This window comes from Roseibium sp. QJM3NY_11 (assembly GCF_056173175.1).
Window position 1 is genome coordinate 19584 of the sequence record NZ_CM149660.1, and the last position, 22443, is coordinate 42026.

A 22443-nucleotide genomic window follows, 5' to 3' on the forward strand; every position below is an offset into this window, starting at 1 on the left:
GCTTCAGGCGGAACCGGGTTGCATCACCGCCATTCGAGGCAGCCGTTTGTCCAAAATCCTCGACCATGCCCTACCTATGCTTCAACACGACCAGTGTAATATCGTCAAATACCTTGTAGTCGCCGATATGCGACTTGACGTCCTTTATCACGGCTTCGGCAATGCCCTTGGCGGATTGACCGCGGTTGTCATGCGCGCTCTGGCTGAGCCGGTCGAGACCGTACATCTCGCCCGCGGCATTCTCCGCCTCGGTGATGCCGTCCGTGTGCAGGACGAGAATGTCGTCCGGACCGAAGTCCAGGTCCAGTGTCGCGACGAAGGGCAGAATGTCGGCTTCCAGGCCGACGGGAAAACCGAGATCCATCGTGTCGATGCGCTCGGTTTCGCCGGTGGCCCGGATGATCAGGACTTCCTCATGCTGTCCGGACAGCGTCACCTTGCCGTCCTCGTAATCCACGAAGGCCAGTGTCAGGTGCTTGTCGGACCTGGTGCGGGTGATGTTCTTGTAGACCGCGCGGTTCAGGACATCGAGGAAGGCGACCGGGTCCCGGTCTCCCTTTTCCTGCAGGGCGCGCGCCACCGACTGCACCATCAGCATCAGGACGCCGCTTTCCAGACCATGCCCGGTGACATCGCCGATGCCGACCTTGATGCGGCTGCCGTCGAACAGGACATCGTAATAGTCGCCGCCAACCTCGTCGGCCGGCTCCATGAAGGCCGCGATCTCGACCTGGGGAATGCCTTCCAGCTCGCTCAGGCGCGGCAGCACCATTTCCTGAATGCGCTTGGCCACGTCCAGTTCGGCCCCGAGCCGCAAGTTCTCCGATTTCAGGCGCTGGTTGAGCGCGACGATCTCGCCATTCGCCGTTTCCAGCTTCCGGGTCCGTTCCTCGACCAGGTTTTCCAGGTTCTCGGTATGATAGCTGATTTCCTCGGCCATGTTGTTGAAGGCGAGGCCCACAGCGGCCACCTCGTCCCGGGTCGGGATGGCGACACGGACCGAATAGTCCTTGTTCTGCAGCGACCTGGCGGCATTGGCCAGTTCGGACAGGCCCTTGGTGATCCTGCCGGACACCGCATAGACAGCCAGGGTCACGATCAGCAGGCTGACGAGCAGCGCGGCGATCTGCCAGGTCACGATCCGTTCGGTCGCTTCGGCCAGCTGGGTTCGCACCTCTTCCAGGGGCGCATAGATCTCGTCCGTCGCCACCATGAAGCCCAGGGTCAGGTTCTCGGAGACGATCTTTTCGCCGTCCCACAGATTGATAGGAGCCAGTTCCTTGAGAACGACAATGTAGCTTTCGCCCTCCCGGGAGGCGAAATGTTCCTCGCTGCCGAGCGTGATGGTATCGACCACCGTGCCGGCATCGTGGGGCAGTTGCAGGTTGGCGAGTTCGGGATAACGGCTCTGGTTGAGGAAGCGGTTGATGCCGGTCACGCCCTGGCCCTCGCCGCCCACAGACACAAGACCCAGCGTGAGCGCGCCGGCGTCGCTGACCGCAAGCACGTTGCCCGAGGAGGACGTCAGGAAACCAAAGCCGGTTTCCGCGATCTTGACGTTCTCGACCAGACTGGAGAGCTGATCGAGCGTGATGTCGACGGCGGTCATGCCGGCCACATCGGTGCGCTCCGCATTCCACAGCGGCGAGAAGAAACTGACGATGCGGGCGCCGGTGATGGCGTCGATATAGGGCGCCGTGCCCACGATATCGCGCGGCACCGGCCGGGTGGACGCATCCTCGAGCCAGCCCTGCCAGCCCTCGTAGACGCCGGGAAAGAAGAAGTCCCAGAAATTGTTGTCGTTGTGGCCGGGATAAAGTTCGTCGAAGGTCTGCGCCTGCCCGGTATGGGGTGTCGTGCGCATGATCGGCCGGTCCTTCGGACCGACATAATAAAGCTGCAGCTTGGGCGATCCCGTTTTCATCATGCCCGGAGCGACGAGATTGAACGCAGAGCTGTCCGCGATCTGGTCGGCGACCTCGGGCAGCGGATTGCCGTCGTCGTCGAGAAGATAGCCCCAGACGCTGACCACCGACTCGCCCGGCTCGTTCTGTGCCCAGCCGGCGTCGGCGTTGTAGACCAGCTTGTCGCCGAGTTTCGGGTCTTCCTCCACCGTCAGGCCAACGGCGGTGCCGGTCTCCGGATTGTCGATGAGGGTCTGCATCGCCGCGCCCAGCGCCTCGACTTCCGAATACACCTGATCCAGAAGCAATTCGGTGCGCAGCGCCGTCGTGTCGATATAGGTCCGCAGATATTCGTCCGTCGCATCGGACAGGCCCGTCTGAACCTTCTCGGTGGCGTCATCGGACAGGCGCTGCACGTTCCAGATGGCGACACCGCCGGCCAGCATCAGGTCGAACAGGACCGCCGCACTGACAACCGCGATGAACTTCGCGCGGAAACTGTGCCTTGAAAAGCCGCCGATGTGTTCCGGCTCGCTCTTGCGCGGCGGCTCGGCATTTACCTGTGTCACGCTCATTTCGGTTTCCGTCCCGACGCGACCCAGACCGGCCAGCCCGCATAGCCCTTGGGATGCAGGGCCGCGAAGATATGATCCTGAAAGCCTTTCCGGAACTCGCTGATCTGCTCTTCGCTGTCGCCGCGCTCAACGGCCATCTTGCCGGCATAGACATCTTCCCAGGACTGGACGATGTCCGCGAAGTCCTGGGGATCGCCGTCCAGGTTGGTGACCATGAACGATTCCATGCGGATGTCTTCAAAGCCCGAATCCACCAGATAACGGCGGCTTTTCGGGCCCAGTTCGATGTCCATGTTGAAATGCGCCCACAGCCGGGCCACTTCCGTGTAGGTCCGCTGGATCGTCTCCGAGCGCGGCTCGCCCAGGCAATGGGAATTCTTCTCGTTGGTGATGTAGACCCTGCCGCCCGGTTTGCAGATCCGCAGCAGTTCCCTGAGGATCAGCTCCGGCCGGTCGAACACCTGCAGGGAATGGCGGCATGTCACGAAATCGAACTGGTCGCTCTCCAGCAGCATGTCCGAGGCATCCCCGAACACATAATCGATGCCGCGCACGCCGAAATCGGCCGCGACCTTGCGCGCATAATCCAGGCTGGAGAGGCTGTGATCGAGCGCCACGATCCGGTCAGGCTGGTATTCTTTCTGCATGAGGACGGCGAAATCGCCAATCCCGCAACAGATGTCCGCCACCTGCATGCCGGCTTTCAGGCCGTGCCGCGCGAGCATGTCGCGTTCGTGATGCCATGTCAGCTTGGTCTGGGTACGCAGGATCGGAATGAAGCCGCCTTCCTCCAGGAAGGACTGTCCGGGATAAAACTCGTTGTCGTATTCGCTGACGGTGATCTTGTCCGACATGGATTCCAGGACGGCGAATTTTCGCGTGGCCCAGCCGACCACGCTCGACGTGGTGACGTGAACCTTCAGATCGCTGCGCGAGCGCACGAGATCGAGAATCTTGCAGCCGAGAGCATGGAAGGCAACATTGTTCATGCGCACCAGCCGGCGGACATTGACGTAGAACAGGCCGTTCACGTTCGACACGGATTTTTCGAGCGCGGAAATGCAAGTGTTCAGATCTTCCACCCGCTGCGGCCTCAGGCTGCCATGCAGGGAGAACTCCTGATCGTTCTCGTTGTAGTTCCACTGGCAGGCCTGGGCCATGTTGTCGACGATCATTCCTGGTTGTCCTCCAGCGTGAGGTCGGCACTCAGACGCATCCGTCCGTCTTCACATCTTTCAATGGCAAATCGGGCCCCGTAGTCGACACCCAGTTCCAGAAGCCCGAGACTTGCACCCGGCTCGTCATCGGCGAACAGGGCCTCCAGATAGAGGGCTTCGGCATCGTCGCTGACAACCTTCCGGATTGTCTCCTGATAGATGCTGAAGGTCGCGTCATCCGCGGGAAAGGTCAGCACGATCCGGTCCAGATTGCCGTGGCGGTGGACGGCGCAGTCCAGCTTGCCGCTGTCCCCATGGGTGCGGTAAACGGCCTCGAGCAACTCGTTGAGCGCGGATGAATAGAGATTTGAAAACAGCAGCGAATCCAGCCGGTTGTGGCTGACCATGCGGGCAAGATACCCGGACACGAGATCGCAATGCCCCCAATCGGAACAAAAGTCCCGGATATCCAGATCGAGGTGAATCATCTGCGGCAATTCCGAAACCGCTGACAAGCCTTCAGCAGGTGCTTGCATGGTTATTCCCCCGTTGGCGTAGTTCGTCGCAGCTGGTCATGGCGCCGTGTAGACTTGAAAGAAATGCGGAAAATGCGGTCGGTATCACTCGCGTCATCGATAATTCATCTATTTAACAATACGGTGTCGCTCATTGCCAAGAATATATCAACAGTGATTGTACCAATGATGTCTGCCCAAACTGTTAACCGGGACCGGTCAGAACTTCGGGTTTCCTCCGCACGCGCATGAAGGCATGATGGATATACCATGACCAGCAGCAACACAGTCAGCGCCACAGTGCCGCCGCAAAGCCTTGAGCAGGAGCTTGCCCTCGTGCGCAAGGAACTTGAGGAATTGCGCGCGGAGCATGACGATCTCAAACTGCTCTACGAGGGCACGATCGAGCATGGCGAGGCCGTGGAAGATCAACTGGCCGAATACAACATCCTGCTGACCAGAACCCAGGAACGGCTTGAATCGGAACTGCGCGACGCGGGCAACTACGTCTACTCCATGCTGCCGGAAAAACGGTCGGCGTTCCCCGGTGCGGACTGGCTGCTTGTCCCGTCAACCGAACTCGGCGGCGATTCATTCGGCTATCACGACCTCGACGCGGATCATTTCGCGATCTACCTGATCGATGTCTGCGGGCACGGCGTCGGCGCGGCCCTCCTGTCCGTCGCCATCATCAACGTGCTGCGGGCGAACACGCTTGCGGATACCGATTTCCGCGATCCGTCGGATGTTCTGGCAAAGCTCAACAATGCCTTCCCGATGGAACGTCAGAACAACATGTTCTTCACCATCTGGTACGGCATCTACCAGCGCTCGAGCCGACTGCTGTCCTTTGCCTCCGGCGGCCATCCCGCCGCCATTCACCTGAGAACCGGAGCGGACGGCTACGAGGTCACCGGGCTCGGCACGCCGGAAGGCATGGTCATCGGCGCGATTGCCGACATGCCCTTCGATGGCGGTTCGTTCCGGATGCAGCCGGGGGACCGGCTGCTCGTCATCAGCGACGGCACCTATGAAATCGAGGATGATACCGGCGCGACCCTGTCGTGGTCCCAGCTGGCCGACAAGACCCGGACCGTGACCGGCCCAGCGCCCCAAGCCGTCTATGACTGGCTGGCCGCCTTTCAGGCCGACTCGCCGCTTCCGGATGACTTTTCCATGATGGAATTCACCTTTTGACACCCGAGTTGAACACCTGGGCCGAACGCCCACGCTGAACACCCCGGCAACACCCTGAACGGCGTCTCGGGCCCGGCCCGTGATCGCAGGCAGGCCTTCCGACCTCCAATTGCCAGTCCGAGGTTTCAGTCCGCGGTATCGGCCGCCGCGCGGGAGACAAGGACGGTAATGCGGTTGATGTCCTCGATGCGTTCATAACAAACCTCCTCGGCAAGCTGATGCACGAGAAACAGGCCCAGGCCGCCAATTGTCTTGAGGTCGACAGTTTCCTGCGTATCCGGCCCGTCGGGCGCGACACTGCCGTCGAAGGGAGCCGCCCTGTCCTCCATGGTCAGTTCGACATGGTCGGATCCCAGGGAAGCGGTGACCGAGATCCGGTCCGCCTGTCCGTTTGCATATCCGTAGGAGACCGTGTTGCTGAACAGTTCCTCGATAATCAGCAGCAGGCTCCGGCGGACGGTTTCCGGCAGGCCACCGCCCGCGCAGAACGCCTCGAGCGCAGCATAGACCTCCGGCAGTTCCGCCAGATCGTTTCGAACGCTTACTGTTTCGACATTTGCCACAATTTGCTGCCTTGCCAGTCGCTGCGTTGCCGGTTGATGGTGAGCACGCTGATCAGCGCGGCTGTCCAGCCAACTCTTTTGCCGAGGCCAATGTGTCAGCAACTGTCAGGATTTTCAGAAATCCGGAAATCTTGAGAACTTCGATCACGGACGGGTTCACCTGGAAAAGAACCAGCTTGCCACCGGACGGCGCCAGCAGCTTGGCGATGATGAGGAGGGACCTCAATCCGAAGCTGGTGACGTAGTCGACCTTTTCCATGTCGATCAGCAGCGGACCTGCATTGGCGTCGGCAAGGCCCTTCAGATAGGCCTCGAAGGTCCTGGCACTCAAGGTGTCCAGCTTGCCGGCGGGTCTGACGACGGTGACCCCGCCGTCTGTTTCATGCTCGATGGTAATTTCAGCGGCTTCTGCGGTCATTGCCTGTTCCCGGATGCGCACAGGCGGAACGGTTTCTCGAAAGGCCCGTGCATGTGTCGTGGCCCGAATCGGGCGCTCACTGCCAATTTCGACCGGAACCTTGTAAATTTTATAAAGATGTAACACCTGAAACGCTACGAATTTACGAATCAGTTTAGGTTTTGGAACCTGCGAAGCCTGTCCCCTTGATCCGGAGTCCCGAATGGCCGGCGAAGATCCATTGGCAACACTTGACGATCCTCGCGCCGGGGTGGGCCTTGCAGCGCTGGAAAATCCGGCAACGCAGGAAGACTTTCGCGAGACGCCGGAATTCGAAGAACTGGAATCCGAATTCCGCAAGATGGAAACCGGCGGCCCGAACGCGGTGAACTGGAAGCAGCTCAACGAGGAAACGGTCAAGGTCCTTCAGTCGAATTCCAAGGATCTGGTGCTCGCGACGCGTCTGGTCTTCGGGCTCTTCGCCGAAGAAGGCTATCCGGGACTGGCCACGGGCCTTGTCATCCTGCGGGACCTGTCGGAGGCCCACTGGGACACCATGGTGCCGCCGGTGCGCCGGGAACGCGGCCGGGCCGGTGCCTATGACTGGCTGGCCGAAAAGCTGGCGCCGATGGTCGAGGCACAGGCCCCGGAAGGCAAATTCAACGCCGAAGTCTACATTGCACACGAGGCGCTGCTGGAGCTGGACACCGCCCTGGAGCAGAAGATGACCAAGTCGCAGGTCGCTCTGGGCCCTCTGGTCCGGGCCCTGCGGCCCTTGGCAAAGGAAGCCAGCAGCGCCCTGGAGGCGGAGCGCAAGGCCGCCGAAGCCGCTGCCGCGCCGCCACCGGAACCCGAAGCTTCTCCCGCTGCAACCCCGCCGGACGCGGGGCCTGCCCCGGCAGCAGGCACAAGCGCACCGGCGGCACCCGCTTCCACTCCGCCTTCCGCGCCGCCGGCGTCGCAACCGGCGCCCACACCGGCTGCACCACCCGCGTCGGCTCCGGCCGCTGAAATCGCGGTGGACACCTCCAGCGTAACCGGTGCCATCCAGGCGGTTTTCAATGCCGCGACCAAGGCCGCCAGCGCCATCCGCCAGCAGGCACCGGCCGATGCGAGGGGCTATTATGCGGCGCGGTTCGCCCTGTGGGGCCGGATCGAGGCCCTGCCGCCCAGCAAGGATGGCAAGACCGCGCTGCCGCCGCCGCAAAAGGCCAAGATTGCGGAACTGGCCGCGCTCAGGGGCGCGGGAAACCATGAGGGCCTCATCAAATCCGCGGAATCCGCCTTTGTCGCGTCGCCGTTCTGGCTGGACACCCAGTGCCAGCTTGCGGCCGCCATGCAGGACGCAGGCAGCGCCTATGACGCGGCCCGCCGCCTGGTGATCGGCGAGCTCGCCGGTTTTCTTCAAAGGTTTCCCGATCTTCCCGGACTGGCCTTCAGTGACGGCACACCGTTTGCCAGCGTTGAAACCGGAGACTGGATCGCCCAGGAAGTGCAGGCTGGCGGCGCAGGTGGCGGCGCCACGAGTTCCGAGCTGGACCGGGTCTCTTCCGAAGCCATGCAACTTGCCCTTGCCGGCAAGACCATGGAAGGTCTTGCGTCCCTGAAACAGCATCTGGCAACCCGCGGGTCCGGCCGGGACTGGTTCCGAACGCAACTCAAGATTGGTGAATTCTGCCTTCGATTCGAGCTGATGCAACCGCTTTTCGCGCTGCTGAGCTCGCTGCGCACTATCGCTGCCGAACGCGATCTGGCACACTGGGACCCGGAGCTTGCCGTCGCCCTCGCGCGGTTGTCCTGGCAGAGCCTCGGGCACAAGAACATCAAGCAGTTCCTGCCGGATGCCGACGCCGTTCAGGTTCGCACCAGCGTCATGGAAACACTTTCGCTGCTGGATGTCGGCGCTGCAGCGGAGTTGACGGGCCGGAAGTAGTATTGCTTATGTGAATGTCGAAAATCAATTTTTCAGTCCGCTCAATAGAACTGACACATAGTCAAACTAGGAACTGAACAGGAATAAACAGATCTAGAGGAAAACCGGTGCCGGACCGCGTCGTTCCGTGCCCGATGGCTGCTCAGACTACGGGGAACATCATGTCAAAAGAATCTTCGGTCGCACCCAAGGAACGGGTGAATATCAAGTACAAGCCGGCCACCGGCGACGCCAAGGAAGAAGTCGAACTGCCGCTGAAAATGGTGATGCTTGGCGACTACACGCAGCGTCCCGATGATACGCCGATCGAAGACCGGACGCTTATCAACATCAACAAGGACAATTTCAACGAGGTCATGAAGAGCCATGATCTGTCGCTGGATCTGGCCACTGAAAACAAGCTGGTCGACGCTGAAGACGGGGAAGACGCCGGAAACCTCTCGGTGTCCCTGAAGTTCCAGAACCTCAACGACTTCACTCCGGAATCGATCGTCCGCCAGACGCCGGAACTCAACCAGTTGCTTGAACTGCGCGAGGCGCTGGTGTCGCTCAAGGGTCCGCTCGGCAACGTTCCGGCCTTCCGCAAGGCCATTCAGGGCGTGCTGGGAGACGAGGCGGCGCGCGAGAAACTTCTGGCGGAATTGACCAACGTGGCCGGGGCCTCCGAAGACAAGTCCGAGTGACCCGTCCGGCCGTCAGACCGGCCGCCCCAAGCGTAATTCCGATTTTCTAGCTGACGAGATTGAATCATGACAGACACTGACGCACAGCAAGGCGCGGCCCAGACCGAGGAACTCGACTCGTCTCTTCTGGACCAGATCCTCCAGGAGACGAAACTCTCCCCCGCCGACGAAGGCTATGACGTTGCCCGCAAGGGTGTCGCCGCCTTCATTTCCGAATTGCTGAAACCGCAGGCCGGCGGCCAGGTGAACGGCGCCGCGGTCGACATGATGATCGCCGAGATTGACCAGAAACTGTCCAAGCAGACCGATCAGATCCTGCACCATGAAGAATTCAAGAAGCTCGAGTCTTCCTGGCGCAGCCTGAAATTCGTGATCGACCGGACTGATTTCCGCCAGAACATCAAGGTGGAAATGATGAGCGTCGCCAAGGACGAGCTTCTGGAGGATTTCGAAGACAGCCCGGAAGTCGTCAAATCCGGCCTCTACAAGCACATCTACACGGCTGAATACGGTCAGTTCGGCGGCCAGCCGGTCGGCGCGATCGTCAGCAACTACGACTTCGGACCGAACGCTCCGGACATCAAGCTCGCACAGTATTGCGCCAGCGTCGGCTCCATGTCCCATGCGCCGTTCATCGCGGCGGCGGCCCCGTCCATGTTCGGTGTCGACAGTTTCGAGGAAATTCCAAACCTCAAGGACATGGAATCCATCTTCGAGGGACCGAAATACGCCAAGTGGAATTCTTTCCGCGAATCCGAGGATTCCCGCTATTTCGCCCTGGCAATGCCGCGGTTCATGCTGCGCACGCCATACGGTCCGGAAACATCTCCGGTCAAGGCCTTCAACTACGAAGAGGAAGCCTCCAGCGACAGCGACAACTACCTGTGGGGCAACGCGTCCTTCGCGCTGGCGACGAAACTGACGGACAGTTTCGCCAAATACCGCTGGTGCCCGAACATCATCGGTCCGCAATCCGGTGGCGCCGTCGAGGATCTGCCGGTGCACAGCTTCGAGGCCATGGGCCAGTTGCAGACCAAGATCCCGACCGAAGTGCTGGTGTCGGACCGCAAGGAATACGAGCTCGCCGAACAGGGCTTCATTTCGCTCACCATGCGCAAGGGCAGCGACAATGCGGCCTTCTTCTCCGCCAACTCCGTGCAGAAACCGAAGTTCTTCGGCAACTCGCCGGAAGGCAAGGATGCCGAGCTCAACTACAAGCTCGGAACGCAACTGCCCTACATGATGATCATCAACCGCCTGGCACATTACATCAAGGTGCTTCAGCGTGAGAACATCGGCAGCTGGAAGGACCGGGGCGAGCTTCAGGGCGAGTTGAACAAGTGGATCCGGCAGTATGTTTCCGACCAGGACAACCCGTCCGCGGACGTGCGGTCCCGCCGGCCGCTGCGCAAGGCCGAGATCAGCGTTTCGGATGTCGAGGGGGAACCGGGCTGGTACAGCGTCTCCATGGCCGTGCAGCCGCACTTCAAATACATGGGTGCCGACTTCACGCTGTCTCTCAAGGGCAAGCTGGACAAATCCTGATCCCGTTCCGGATCACCAACATGACGACCCGACAGGTGCCGGCCTGAGACCAGTCTCGCGGTCGGCACCTGTTTCGTCAGGATGGGGAATTTCGCTGCATGGCTGTGAGTTTGTTTCAGCGGCTCGAGAGCGATACGACAGGGGCGCACTATCAGAACGCGGACCAGTTCGAGGCCGCCGTCCTGGAGAGTGTGCTGGAAGACCTGAGAATATTGCTGAACAGCACTGCCGGCTGCTGCGAGACCTGTCCTGATTTCGGGCTGACCGATTTCAACTCGATCTCGAGGTCCCACAAGGACACGGCGTCCGAAATCTGCCGGAACCTCGAGCGTCAGATCCGGGATTACGAACCGCGGCTGCGCAATCCGATCGTGCGCGCGGTCGAAGATCCCGAAAAGCCGCTCGACTTCATTTTCAACGTGGAAGCGGAACTCGATCTGGGAGGCAGCCGGAAGCGGATCCGGTTTGATTCCATTCTCGACAACAGCGGACAGATCCGGGTCACCGCTTAAAGACGGCCGAACGGCACCAGGGACACAACGCGGGCATGGCGATCAATTCCTACTATCGCGACGAACTGAACTACCTGAAGGAAATGGGACGGGTGTTCGCCAAGGCCAATCCGCGCCTGTCGAAATTCCTGTCGGAAGACCCGATCGATCCGGACGTGGAACGCCTCATGGAGGGCTTTGCGTTTCTGGTGGGCCGGCTGCGCCAGCGGCTCGACGCGGAGATGCCGGAAGTCGCGCTGAACCTGCTCAAGCTCGTCTGGCCGCATTACCTGAGACCCGTTCCGCCGATCACCCATATCGCCTTCAAGCCGGTCGCGGAATCGTCTGACCTGTCGACCTCCGTGCCGCGCGGAACCTTTGTCCAGACCTCCCCTCTGGAGGGCACCGCGGTGCGGTTCCAGACCCGGTGCGACCTGACCGTGCTGCCGCTCATGCTGACGGCTGCGGATCTGGAGAACCGGCGGGACAGCGCGAAACTGACCCTCGGGTTCAAGAAGACGGCCGGCGCCGACCTGAAAGCCCTTGCAGAGGCGCCCCTGCAGCTGTTCCTCGGCGCCAGCAACGACATCAATCTGTCCCGTCAGCTCTATCTTCAGCTTTGCAACCGGCTGGCTTCCGTGGATTTCGTGCCGGCCAGGAAACCCGCGGTCCGGGCCGATGTCCGTGTGGAACCGATCGGCTTCGCCCGCGACCAGGCAACCCTGCCCTATCCGGATGGCTCCTTCGACGGGTTCCGCATCATGCAGGAGTATTTCGCCTGCCCGGACAAGTTCATGTATGTGCGTCTGCATGGCCTGGAGGCCTTTGCCGACGAGCCCGTCGACGAGTTCGAAATCATTTTCAATTTCCGGCAGAAATTCACCAATCAGGACCGCATTACCCGCGACGCCATCGCCTTGAACACCGTGCCGGCGATCAACCTGTTCGAGACGGAGGGACAGGCCCTTCACGTGGCGCATGACCGGACCGAATATCCGGTGCGGGCATCCGGAAACCGGTCCGTCTTCAGCGTCCACCACGTGACCGGTGTGACCGGCTGGGTGCAGGGCAGCAGCCGCAAGGTCAATTATCAGGCCTTCGAATCGTTTTCCCACGACAGCGCCAGTCAGGACGAGGACAGGCTTTATTATCGGACGGGGATCCGTCCGTCGGTGCTCGGCAACGGCGTCGATCACTACATTTCCTTTGTCACCCGCCTGAACGAGAACGGCCTGCCACCAACGGAAACAATCTCCCTCAGCCTGCTGTGCTCGAACGGTGACCACGCCGCGCGGTTCGGTCTGGGAGCGGTCAACCAGGCAACCTCGTCCACACCCGCCAAACTCGAGTTCCGCAACATCACGCCGATCCTGTCGGAAGTCCCACCGCCGCTGGACAATCAGGTGCTGTGGACGCTGATCGCCAATCTGTCGCGCAATTATGCGTCCCTGATTGACGTGGAAGCGCTGAAAACCGTGGTCGGAGCCTACGACTTCAGAGCCTATGTCGACAAACAGGCCGCCTTGCAGCGGGAGCTGCTGCTGCAGAATTTTCACAAGTTCGAACGGCGGGCGGTCGACATATTCCGTCACGGACGGCCGACACGCGCTTATGAAATCAGCCTGTCCCTGTCCGAAACGGCGATGGGTGGAGAAGCCGAGATCTATCTGTTCGGAACCGTTCTCGACCGTTTCCTGAAGTCCTATGCCAGCATCAACAGCCTGCACCAGCTGACCGTCATCGGCACCGATGCCAATGTCATCCATCGCTGGCAGCCATCCTCGGGGGATGCGCATCTGGTATGAGCGATCAGGAAACTCCAGAACCGGACCGGACGATCCCCGACGAAGCGCTTGTCGGCACGCTGTCGCACACCCACTTCTTCCAGGCGCTCTACCTGATCAGCCTGTTGCATCCCGAGATCCGCAAAATGGGCCCGGGTCAGGATCCGGAGCATGAAGTCCTGCGCTTCCGCTCCACCCGCTCGCTCAGCTTTGGCCCCAGCGACGTTTCAAGCATCGACTACGACGCGGGCACCGGCCGCTACGACGTCCGGGTGAACTTTTTCGGGCTTTACGGCCCTGCTTCGCCGCTGCCGCCTTATGTGACGGAACGCATCATCGAGCGGGACGAGACCCCGTCCTCGCTCGAGGATCTGCTGGACCTGTTCAACCACCGCTTCATTTCTCTGCTCTACGGAATGTGGCAAAAGTCCCGGCATTTCGTGCGCTTCGAAGCCCAGGGCCTGGATGCGACCTCACAGTGTTTTCTGGCCCTGTGCGGGTTTCCGGTCGACGACCGCGCCGAGCTGGGCAATGTGCCGCGCACCGCGATCCTGCCGCATGTGGGCCTGATGTCCCACTATTCCAATTCGCCGGACGCCATTGCCTCGATGCTGTCCAGCTTTTTCGACCTGCCATTCGAGATCATCGAATTCATCTCCCGGATCGTGGACATCCCCACCGACTCGCGTATGGAACTCGGCATTTCAAGTACGCTACTGGGCGGCGATTTGGTGCTGGGTGAGCAGGTGGAGGACGATCTTGGCAAGTTCCGGCTGAGGATCGGGCCCGCGTCCTTCGAGGACTTGCAGGACTTCCTGCCCAGCGGCGCGAAACATCCGGTGCTGGTCGACCTGCTCGCCATGATCGTGCGGGATCCGATCGATTGGGATCTCGAGTTCTGCTACCAGGCCGACACCATGCAGGCCGGGCAGTTGGGTCTGGCAAGGCTGGGCAACAACCTCTGGCTTTCAGGGGACGACGACGGCGCGCTTGAAAACAATGTTCACTTGGCGCCGGCCTCTCCAAGCGGTACCGTTGGCGACGAACACCATGTATTTGTCGCACCGGCTGGAATGGACGGGCCGGCCGGCGATTTCCCCTTTCATCAGGCCTCGTCCTCAGACAAGATTTCAGTTCCGGTATGACTGCTTCTCTCGTTCTTGTTTGTGACACGATCGGCTCCCGGCATCAGTTCGGGCCGGGCGGGGGCGCGTTCGGTCGTTCACGCAAGTGTGACTGGGTGCTTCCGGACCAGGACAGGCACTTGTCTTCCGTGCATGCGCGCGTTCTCTATCAGAACGATACGTTCGTCCTCGTGGACGAAAGCACCAACGGAACCTTTCTGGACGGCCAAAAGGCTGCGATCGGCCGCGGCAAGGCCGTCAGCCTGTCCGTGGGCATGACCCTGCTCGCCGGCCCCTACCAGATCCGTGTCGAGAGCCTCCAGAGCGGACCGGCCACCCAGACCAATCCGTTCGCCAGCTTGCAGGCCAACACCGCCGGACGGCCAGCGCCCTCCGCGGCCCCCCTGAGGATCGATACGTCGGGAGCAAGCCTGCCGCAGACCGCCTCCCTGGATCCGCTCGATCATCTCGGCGGCGGCACCGAGATGCTGCAGCCGGTCGCCTCGGTGCAAGCTCCGGTCAATGCCATCCCGGAGCCCGTGGCCTTCTCCGCCCCGCTGGTGCCGGCCTCGCCGCATGAAACGACCCGGTTTCAGCCCGTTCAGCCACAACTCGACCCGCCGCCCGCTGCCGCGCCGGGCCCCTTTCATCCGTCACCGGCCTCCCCCCTTCCGGGACTGCCGGTGTCGCCCGCCGACATGGGCGGGTCCGCGCAGCCGCCGGCACAGGCTCCGGCCCAGCCGATGATGCCATCACCGGCACAGGCTCCTCCGCCGGCAACGCGCCCGGCGGCGCCAGTTTCCGCCCGTCCTGCCATTCCAGAGGACTTTCTGGCCGGCCTGGCCTCCCCGGCAACGCCGGCCCCTCCGGGATTTCAACAACCGGGCCTGCCTGACCTGGCAGCGCTGATGCCGGCGCAGGCGCCGGCCAGCGGTGCGGCCCCCCTCGCGCAGACAAGCACGATTCCGGAAGATGTCGACTTCGGTTTCGGGGCTCCGGCGCCTGCCGCAGACCCGCCTGCCAGGATGTCTTCCGGCCCTGCACCTGCCTTGCCACCCACGTCCGGGGACACGGCCCACCCACAAGCCGGCTCCGGTCCGGCCGGCGTCCCCCCTGCAGGGGCCATGCCAGCAGGAGTCATGCCCCCAGATGTCATGTCCTCAGGTGTCATGCCCGGTGGTGTCATGCCGGAACCTCCGGCACCTGCATCCGCCGGTGCCGATGCGCCTCTGGATCCGCTCGACGCGCTGAAGAAACGCCGGGCCCAGCGGGAAGCGGAGCTGGCGCAAAAGGCAAAGACACGCGTTGCACCGCAAATGCCGGCCAGGACCGGACAAATGCCGACGCCGTCGCAGACCCCTGCGAGCCCGCTTGCCAATCCGCCATCTGGCCCGCCGTCTGGCCCTCTTTCCGGCCCGCCGTCCGGCACCCGGCCTCCTGCCGTTCAGGACACGGCCACGCCGGCCGCCGCATCGGGCTCCGGTCTCGATCCGGAAGTGTTTCAGGCGCTGCTTGCCGGTCTCGGCTTTGCCGATGCCGACGTGCCGAAGGAAGCGCAGGCCGAAATAGCGCGGGCGACGGGCGAGATGGTCCAGGAACTGGCGAACGGCCTGATTGCCCTGCTCGATGCGCGCAAGTCCCTGAAGACGGAATTCCGGATGTACGAAACGCGTATCCAGCCGGAGGAAAACAATCCGTTCAAGCATTTCAATGTCGGGGAACTCGCCATCGACGAGATGCTGTTCGCGCGCAAGGGCGGTTTCCTGGCACCGGCCGAGGCCGCGAAGGAGGCGTTCAAGAACCTGCAGAGCCATACGATGCTGACGGTCGCAGCCACCCAGAGAGCCATGCGGATCCTGTTCGAGAGCCTGTCGCCCGAAACACTCGCCGGAGAAGAAGACGACGGCGGCCTGCGCATCAGGGGCCTGGGTTCGCGGCGGGGAAAATGGGATGCGGCGAAGGAACGTCACGACCGTTTGCGCGGAGATTTCGACGCCGTGGTCCGGCAGACCATTGCCGAGGCCTTCGTCCAGGTCGAGGAAGACCAGGCGCGCCAGCAGTCAAAAACATTCTGGGAGAACAGAAACAAATGACACCATCCCGGCGGACATTTCTTGGATTTTCGGGTCTGAGCCTGTTTGCGGCACTGGCCGCCTGTTCAAGGGTTCCTCCGCCGACACCGATCAAGGTCGAGCTCCAGGCTGACGAATTCACCAATCCGAATGAAAACGGGGAGCCGTCGCCGGTGGTCGTGCGCGTCTACCAGCTCAAGGAAGTGACCGCATTTCAGAACGCGGAATTCTTCGATCTGGCCGACAACGACAAGAAGGTTCTCGGCGGCGACCTGATCGGTGTCCAGGAATATGAAATGACGCCCGGCAAAAGCCAGGACTACAACAGGGACGTCTCTTCGGAAGCCACCCACATCGGCGTGATTGCCAGTTTCCGGGACATTGAGTCCGCCCAGTGGCGCGATACGATCGAACTGCAGAAAGAAAAGAAAAACGAGTTTGTCATCTATCTGACAAGCCTTGCCGTGCGAATACAAAAACTGAGAAATCGGCGGCTTGGCGTTTTCTAAAAACATTACGTTCACAACAGCCTGCATGATTGATATTTGTGCTACCTATTGCGAAGCAATTGGTGGTTTGCGGTGGATCCTGAATGATGTCTTTTGCGAAACCGGCGGAGATGGGCCTTGAATGAAAGCCTGAAACCACTCTGGCTTGAGGGAATGTTTCTCAGGCCGCAGCATCTGCAGCAGCACGACCGCTGGTTCGAGACCACGCTTGAGCAGCGCGTGCTCGACCTGAGCCCGTATTCCTGGGGACTTCGCAGCGTGGAAATCGATACCGACGCACTGGCCGTCGGACAGTTCCAGGTGACCGCCGCCGATGCCGTCCTGCCGGACGGCAGTGTGTTCTCGACCGCCAAGAACGGCATGATCGCAAGTGCCCGGCAAATCACGGTCGACGATCAGGGCAAGAAGGTCTATCTCGCGCTGCCGCTCAGATCTTCCGGTCAGCTTGAGCTTGGCGAAAGCTACCAGGAAATGCGCCGCTACCTCAAGCGCGCGACCAATGTGCGCAATTCCAACGAAGCCGACAAGCCGGAGGCCAGCATCGCGGTCGGTGCACTGACGGCGCGGCTGGTGCTGGAAGGCGAGAGCCTGGACGAAACGGCCCATCTTGCCATCGCGGAAATCGACACGGTCTCCACGCAGGGTGAAGTCACGCTGTCGGAAAGTTTCATTCCGCCGGTCCTGTCGGCGGGGGCGAGCGCACGTCTGATCTCCCAGATCGATCAGGTCCGCAGCCTTTTGCGCAAACGCGGTGAAATGCTCGCCTCCAACACCTCCGGCCAGGGCGAGAGCACCCGTTCCGGTATCGTCGATCTGATGGCGCTCAGCGTCACCAATCATTACGAAGTCCAGTTCGGACACATCGCCGTATCCGGGCGGCACGCACCGGAACACGTCTACCGGGAATTCATCGGTCTGATCGGGTCCTTCTCGGCCTTCGGAGCGGACAACCGGCGGCCGCCGGAACTGCCCGCCTACGATCATCTCGACCTGCGCCTGACCTTTCAGAGACTGGTGAGCATTCTGGAGAGCCTGCTGAGTTTCGTGGTCCAGCAGAACGCCGTCAACATTCCTCTTTCCAAGCGCGACTACGGCGTCTGGCTTGGCGAAACGACCAACAAGATGGTCTTTTCGGAGGGCCGGTCCTTCATCCTGATCGCCCATGCCAATGTCAGTCTGGAAGTTCTGCGCACGCAGATGCCGATCCAGATCAAGATCGGTCCAGTCGAAAAAATCCGCGAGCTTGTCAACCTGCAGCTTCCCGGCGTCGCCATCAAGCCGCTCTCGGTCGCGCCCCGGCAGATCCCCTACGTTCAAAACGCCGTCTATTTCGAGCTCGACATCGAAAATGAACTCTGGCCTCAAATGCAGAGTACCGCCGCTTTTGCGTTGCATCTGAGCGGAGATTATCCAGGTCTTGGTCTTGAACTCTGGGCCGTTCAGAAGGGATAATAATCCGAATCATGACGGATGATGACCTCGATCAGCCGACCGTGGCTCAAAGACTGAGCCCCAGAGCCCGGACTTCGATGGCCGAGTCCCAGAGCGCGGCCGGTCACGAGGACGATGAACCGACGGTCGCGTTCGTTTCGTCGCCCGGAGGCCCGGCGCACGCCTCCGCTCCGGCACCCGGCGTCAGGACCGAGGGCGGCGGCCCGGGCGGGCTGCAGTCGGCCTCCTCGATCGTCCGTCAGCTGGAAACGGACCCGGAACGGGTCATCGTGCGGGCGGCGACACCGATTCTCCTGATCATTTCCCAGATCCGCAACTCGATCGAGCAGGCGGACGTGCATGCCCTGCGCCAGGAAGTCGTCGACGAGATCGACCGGTTCGAACAGCTTGCCCAGCGCACCGGCGTTCAGGCGGGAGACATCATTGCGGCGCGCTACATCCTGTGCGCAACGCTGGACGAAACCGTGCTGATGACCCCGTGGGGGAGCCGCAGCGAATGGAGCTCCAACAGCCTGCTCAACCAGTATCACAACGAAACCTGGGGCGGTGAGAAGGTGTTCAGCATTCTCGACCGCATCCGCGGTGACGCCAAGGCGAAACTGCCGCTGCTCGTGCTCGTGCACACCTGCCTGATGCTCGGCTTCGAAGGCCGCTACCGGGTGCTGGAAGGCGGCCGGAACCAGCTGGAAGATCTCAGAAACGAACTGTCGCGCCTTATCAGGCGCAACAGCAACCTGCAGCCGGACGAACCGCTGTCCAAAAACGCCAAGGGCGCGCAGAAGGGCAAGAATGTCAGCACCCTGCCGCCGTTCTGGATCCTCCTGGCGATCGGGTTTCTGCTGCTGATCGTCGTGCGCGGCTACAGCGATTTCGTTCTGGACGGTGAACTGGTGCCCACGCTCGGCGCCATTGAATCACTGAACAGGCCGTAGGGGAAAGAGATGCTTCGAACTTATCTCGCCTCCCTGTTGCGACCCGCAAGCCTGCTCGTGCTGCTGATCCTGATCGTCATTTCGGCGCTCGTGCTGATCTGGGGCGGCATCATCACGGTTGCCGGCGTAACCCCGTTCGCGGAGACAGCGCCACGGGTCATCGTGGCGGTCGCGCTGCTGCTGGGCTTTTTCCTGCTCACCTTCGTGCGCCACCTCCTGACCCGCAGGGCCAATGCGAGGCTCATCAATTCCATGCTGGCGAACGACGAACTCGTCTCCATGGGCAACGACATGTCGGCGGACGAGGTCGAGCTGATCCGGGAACGGTTCGAAAGCGCCCTGACGACATTGCGGGACAATCCGGTCGAAGGCTCCGGACCGAAGAACTACCTGTTCGAACTGCCCTGGTACGTCATCATCGGCCCTCCGGGCACGGGCAAGACCACGATCCTGCGCAATTCGGGGCTCGATTTTCCGCTGGCCGAAGGTGGACACGAGGCCATCCAGGGCATCGGCGGCACCCGAAACTGCGACTGGTGGATCTCGAACGATTCCGTTCTGATCGACACCGCCGGGCGCTACACCACCCAGGATGTCAACAAGGGCATCGATTCCGCCGCCTGGAACGGCTTTCTCGAACTGCTGGTCAAACACCGTCAGCGCCGGCCGATCAACGGCGTTCTTCTGGCCGTCAGCATCGAGGAAGTCGCGCTTGCCGGCGAGGCCGAGCGCAAGCAGCAGGCGGAGATCCTGCGGCAGCGCCTGCGCGAATTGCACCGGGCTTTCGGCCTGCGCCTCCCGGTCTATCTGCTGTTCACGAAATGCGATCTGATTGCCGGTTTCGACGAATATTTCGACACCTTGCGGGAAGCCGATCGTCAGCAGGTCTGGGGCGTGACCTTCCCGTATGACGAACAGCAGATCACGGTCGGACCCGGCTTCGAAACCGGCTTTGTCGATCTGGTCGCCCGCCTGGAACGGCACCTGCCGGAGAAACTGGCCGAGGAGCGCAACAACGGCCGGCGCTGCCGCATCTTCGGATTTCCGCATGAATTCGGCAGCCTGGGCAATGTGTTGCGGGACTTTGTCACCGATGTCTTCCGGCCGACCCGCTACGAAGCCCAGCCCCTGCTGCGCGGGGTCTATTTCACTTCCGGCACGCAGGAAGGCACGCCGTTCGACCGCCTGCTCGGCGCCATGGGACGCAGCTTCTCGCTGTCCGCCAGCCAGCAGCCCGCGTTGAGTGGCCAGTCAAAAGCCTTTTTCATCAAGAAACTCCTGACCGACATTGTCTTCCCCGAACAGAATCTCGTCGGCAAGAACAGGCGCCTCGAACGCCGGCTGGCCGCGCTCTACGGCGGAGCCGTCGCCGCCTTCGCAGCTTTTGTGGTGTGCCTGTCCCTGTACTGGGTGGCCGGCCTCGGCCAGGGGCTTGATGTTGCCGAGGTAACGACGAAAAACGCCGACCAGGTTCGCCTTCTGAAGACCGAGGCGGACCGGAACCGGTCTCTGATCAACCTGCTTCCAACGCTCAATGCGGCCCAGAAGATGCGTGACGAGATCAGCGAAAAGGCAAGCTGGGTGAGTGCGACCCCGATCAGCGTCGAGGCCCAGTCCGTGCTTTATCCGGCGGCCGAGCGCACTTACGACACCCTGCTGACGGATTATCTGCTGCCATCGATCAATTCGCGGCTGGAAGCGCAGATCCAGTTGATCTCGACGGCCTCGAACGGCAACAGCGCCCTGCTGAGAGACCAGCTCGAAACCTACCTGATGCTGACGACCGGCCAGAATTACGACGCCACCAAGGTGCGCAACGCCCTGCGCGCCCAGAACGAGTCGACCTTCCTGCTCAATCCGGAAGACCGGGCGCAAATGCAGGTCCACATGGACAACCTGATGAAGCTGCTGCCGATTCAGGGCGTGGCCTCGCCTTCCGAGCTGCCGATCCTGCAGCAGGCCCGCAACCGGATACAGAAAGCACCGCAGGCCAGCGACATCTACAACCGCATGGTCCGGGACGCCGCGCAGCGCTACCGGCTGCCGCCGATCAATGTCGTGAGCACGCTCGGTTCCACGTCGCTTTATGTCGACACCGCCACGGCCGGCGGACGGTCGATTATCCCCGGCCTCTACACCAAGAACGGCTTCTACAATTTCTTCCTGGAGCGCCTGCCGGAATACATCCGCAATTCCATGGGCAGCGACTGGGTGCTCGGCAACACCGTGAACCGGACCACCTACAACCAGGTCGCCAACCAGGTCGTCAAGCTTTACACGGAAGACTACATAAAGGCCTGGCGGGAAGGCACCGCCTATATCCGCGTGGTGGAAATCGGCTCGCTCGGCCGTGCGCAGACGGTTCTGGAACAGCTTTCGGCACCGGATTCGCCACTTACCAATATCCTCAACATCCTGCGGGACAATACCCAGCTTCCGCTGCCGGGCGACAAGGAAGATCCGGCCACGGCGGCGGCCGGCGCGGCGGACCAGGCCGCCAATGCGCCGGCAAATCCGGCGGGCGGACTGGTAGCTTCGGCACAGGAGGCCTCCGCAAAGGCCGCGGTGGAAGCCGCCTTCGGAGACAGCCCCTGGCCCGGCGTTGCCATCGAGGATGCCTTCCGGCCGCTCAACAATCTCGTCGATCCCAACAGCCAGAACTCCATCGACAAGGTGCTCCAGCTGTTCGGCGATCTCTATGGCAACATATCGGGCATCGTGTCGGCCCCCGACCCGAACAAGGCCGCCTTCGACTATGTCAAGGGGCGGGCCCAGAACCCGCAAACGGATTCCTTCACCGCGCTGCGGGCTGAAGCTGCCACCAAACCGGAACCGGTGCGGGCCCTGGTCATGTCGATCGTGAACCGCACAAGAGGCCTGCTCAACAAGTCGGCCTATCTCCACATCAACCGGACCTGGCAGAACGAAATCCTGCCGGTCTGCACCAGCATCATGTCCGGCCGCTACCCGTTCTTCCAGGAAGCGGACGACGACATTTCCCTGCAGGACTTCACCGACCTTCTCGGCCCGGCCGGGGTCGTCGACAGCTTTTTCACCGATTTTGTCTCGCCGTTCGTCAACATACGCGGGCGGCAGCTGATCGAAATCGAAAACCAGGGGTCCAATCTCGGTCTGGCGCCGGATGCTCTGGCCCAGCTTGCCACGGCACAGACCATCCGGGACGCGTTCTTTCCCAAGAACGCATCCAGCCCGGAAGCCAAGTTCACCGTCCGGCCGAGCCTGCTCGATCCCGGTGCGCTCAAATCGACCCTGAAAATCGATGATTCCATCATCACCTACCGCCACGGACCGGTGCGCGCGACGGACTTTTCCTGGCCGAGCCAGGCCGACGGCAGTAGCGCCGAGCTGTCCGTGACCCTGCTGGACAATTCCACCAACGTCTTGAAGAAAACCGGCACCTGGGCGATCTTCCGGCTGATGACCGCTTCCGGCCTGTCCTCCGTGCGAGGCCGCGACCAGTTCGTATTCTCGATCTCCAAGGACAAGGTGAGCGCCAGCTTCGCCCTCAACGCCGGAAGCATCACCAATCCCTTCAACCTGGGTCTTTATTCGGCCTTCCGCTGCCCGCCTTCGCTTTAGGTTGCAGACC

17 protein-coding genes are annotated in these 22443 nt (G+C 61.6%); 12 read left to right on the forward strand and 5 right to left on the reverse strand.

Annotation, left to right across the window (positions count from 1 at the left end):
• Positions 1–70: 70 nt before the first annotated feature.
• The 3 genes from AC0VX3_RS00090 to AC0VX3_RS00100 are packed head-to-tail and all read right to left on the reverse strand — an operon-like array spanning position 71 to position 4172.
• Positions 71–2479, reverse strand: a complete 2409-nt coding sequence (locus AC0VX3_RS00090; RefSeq protein WP_475523020.1) for a SpoIIE family protein phosphatase — start codon at positions 2477–2479, stop codon at positions 71–73.
• Positions 2476–3654: a class I SAM-dependent methyltransferase gene (locus AC0VX3_RS00095; protein ID WP_475523021.1), complete on the reverse strand. Its 1179-nt coding sequence runs from the start codon at positions 3652–3654 to the stop codon at positions 2476–2478. The genes AC0VX3_RS00090 and AC0VX3_RS00095 overlap by 4 nt, the downstream gene beginning before the upstream one ends.
• Positions 3651–4172 carry a ubiquinone biosynthesis methyltransferase UbiE gene (locus AC0VX3_RS00100; RefSeq protein WP_475523022.1) on the reverse strand — a complete coding sequence of 174 codons (522 nt, stop codon included), beginning with the start codon at positions 4170–4172 and terminating at the stop codon, positions 3651–3653. The genes AC0VX3_RS00095 and AC0VX3_RS00100 overlap by 4 nt, the downstream gene beginning before the upstream one ends.
• 249 nt (positions 4173–4421) lie before the next feature.
• Here AC0VX3_RS00100 and AC0VX3_RS00105 point away from each other — a divergent pair, with 249 nt between their 5' ends.
• Positions 4422–5348, forward strand: a complete 927-nt coding sequence (locus tag AC0VX3_RS00105; RefSeq protein ID WP_475523023.1) for a PP2C family protein-serine/threonine phosphatase — start codon at positions 4422–4424, stop codon at positions 5346–5348.
• A 125-nt stretch (positions 5349–5473) separates the two neighbouring features.
• Here AC0VX3_RS00105 and AC0VX3_RS00110 read toward each other — a convergent pair whose 3' ends face one another.
• Together AC0VX3_RS00110 and AC0VX3_RS00115 are read right to left on the reverse strand one after the other, a co-directional pair.
• Positions 5474–5911, reverse strand: a complete 438-nt coding sequence (locus tag AC0VX3_RS00110; protein ID WP_475523024.1) for an ATP-binding protein — start codon at positions 5909–5911, stop codon at positions 5474–5476.
• A 52-nt stretch (positions 5912–5963) separates the two neighbouring features.
• Positions 5964–6329: an STAS domain-containing protein gene (locus AC0VX3_RS00115; RefSeq protein ID WP_342891724.1), complete on the reverse strand. Its 366-nt coding sequence runs from the start codon at positions 6327–6329 to the stop codon at positions 5964–5966.
• Between the two features lie 202 nt (positions 6330–6531).
• On the opposite strand from AC0VX3_RS00115, the gene tssA reads away from it, so the two are divergent.
• The 11 genes from tssA to tssM all read left to right on the forward strand — a co-directional run bounded on the left by tssA (position 6532) and on the right by tssM (position 22433).
• A complete protein-coding gene (gene tssA / locus AC0VX3_RS00120; protein WP_475523025.1) occupies positions 6532–8241 on the forward strand; it encodes a type VI secretion system protein TssA in 1710 nt (569 codons plus the stop codon).
• Between the two features lie 161 nt (positions 8242–8402).
• Complete coding sequence (tssB, locus tag AC0VX3_RS00125; protein ID WP_342891726.1) at positions 8403–8924, forward strand: type VI secretion system contractile sheath small subunit; 522 nt, start codon at positions 8403–8405, stop codon at positions 8922–8924.
• A gap of 66 nt (positions 8925–8990) precedes the next feature.
• Positions 8991–10469, forward strand: a complete 1479-nt coding sequence (gene tssC, locus AC0VX3_RS00130; RefSeq protein ID WP_342891727.1) for a type VI secretion system contractile sheath large subunit — start codon at positions 8991–8993, stop codon at positions 10467–10469.
• 98 nt (positions 10470–10567) lie between these two features.
• On the forward strand, positions 10568–10981 hold the full coding sequence (gene tssE, locus AC0VX3_RS00135; RefSeq protein WP_342891728.1) for a type VI secretion system baseplate subunit TssE: 414 nt from the start codon (positions 10568–10570) through the stop codon (positions 10979–10981).
• Positions 10982–11016: 35 nt separating this feature from the next.
• Positions 11017–12765 carry a type VI secretion system baseplate subunit TssF gene (gene tssF, locus AC0VX3_RS00140; protein WP_348142703.1) on the forward strand — a complete coding sequence of 583 codons (1749 nt, stop codon included), beginning with the start codon at positions 11017–11019 and terminating at the stop codon, positions 12763–12765.
• The gene (gene tssG, locus AC0VX3_RS00145; protein WP_475523026.1) at positions 12762–13889 is read left to right on the forward strand and encodes a type VI secretion system baseplate subunit TssG; all 1128 of its coding nucleotides are present in this window, start codon (positions 12762–12764) and stop codon (positions 13887–13889) included. The genes tssF and tssG overlap by 4 nt, the downstream gene beginning before the upstream one ends.
• Positions 13886–15961: a type VI secretion system-associated FHA domain protein gene (locus AC0VX3_RS00150; RefSeq protein WP_475523027.1), complete on the forward strand. Its 2076-nt coding sequence runs from the start codon at positions 13886–13888 to the stop codon at positions 15959–15961. The genes tssG and AC0VX3_RS00150 overlap by 4 nt, the downstream gene beginning before the upstream one ends.
• Positions 15958–16449, forward strand: a complete 492-nt coding sequence (gene tssJ / locus AC0VX3_RS00155; RefSeq protein ID WP_342891732.1) for a type VI secretion system lipoprotein TssJ — start codon at positions 15958–15960, stop codon at positions 16447–16449. The genes AC0VX3_RS00150 and tssJ overlap by 4 nt, the downstream gene beginning before the upstream one ends.
• Before the next feature lie 117 nt (positions 16450–16566).
• Complete coding sequence (tssK, locus tag AC0VX3_RS00160; RefSeq protein ID WP_475523028.1) at positions 16567–17901, forward strand: type VI secretion system baseplate subunit TssK; 1335 nt, start codon at positions 16567–16569, stop codon at positions 17899–17901.
• Between the two features lie 11 nt (positions 17902–17912).
• Entirely contained in the window at positions 17913–18833 is a 921-nt protein-coding gene (gene icmH / locus AC0VX3_RS00165; protein WP_475523029.1) for a type IVB secretion system protein IcmH/DotU, read from the forward strand.
• A gap of 9 nt (positions 18834–18842) precedes the next feature.
• Positions 18843–22433: a type VI secretion system membrane subunit TssM gene (gene tssM, locus AC0VX3_RS00170; protein WP_475523030.1), complete on the forward strand. Its 3591-nt coding sequence runs from the start codon at positions 18843–18845 to the stop codon at positions 22431–22433.
• Positions 22434–22443: the final 10 nt, after the last annotated feature.